This is a genomic window from Microcystis sp. LSC13-02 (genome assembly GCA_002282935.1).
Lineage (GTDB): Bacteria > Cyanobacteriota > Cyanobacteriia > Cyanobacteriales > Microcystaceae > Microcystis.
The window spans coordinates 7653-8287 of sequence record MTBT01000258.1; the positions used below are offsets into that span (position 1 = coordinate 7653).

Consider the following 635-nt stretch of genomic DNA (forward strand, 5'->3'; position numbering starts at 1 on the left):
CTATCTGCGTCAACCCCATTGACGCGACCACCCTAAAAAAGTGGCGTGGTGAGGAATCGCCGTCCGTTTTACGGCGGCGAGGATGTCAATCCCTGCTCAATAACATCAGTAATTACTTTTATAGTGATGTTAAATGCCCCATTTACATCGGCATTTAACAACTGATTTGTTCCCATTTTATACAGTCCCCTAGCTAACCTTTTTCCCTTAAATAATGGTTTTTCTTCACCATATTTAGGTAACTCATCCCTATCTAAGGCACTGGATTGTGACGTATAGGATTCTTCAGTTATTATGACTTTTATTCCTTTTAATTGAGCTTTATAGGTTAACATTTCTATTAATCTATGATGAGGAATATTGACCAATTGTTGATGATTCCTTTTTCCTAGATTAAGAGATTGTTTCATCCACTCATTATGCCCAATTATTAATGTCCCTATTTGAGGTCGAATACACCAATCTATTACTTTTTTGCTGGCTGTGTGGAGATAATTTTCTCCTCGACAGTTTCGTTTATGGGTTAGGAATATCAATCTCTTAGATGGCTCTTCGGTTTGTGTTATGCAATGGACGGGGGTTATAAGGGATGGAACCCTTATATAGAAAGGCATTTAGCGATTTTTGTCAATTGT

Annotated in this window: 1 protein-coding gene; it reads right to left on the reverse strand. The window is 37.8% G+C overall.

Going from position 1 to position 635, the window contains the following annotated elements; genetic code table 11:
- Window positions 1–68 precede the first annotated feature (68 nt).
- Window positions 69–536, reverse strand: a complete 468-nt coding sequence (locus tag BGL89_RS16525; RefSeq protein WP_286826631.1) for an IS200/IS605 family accessory protein TnpB-related protein — start codon at window positions 534–536, stop codon at window positions 69–71.
- Between the last annotated feature and the right edge of the window lie 99 nt (window positions 537–635).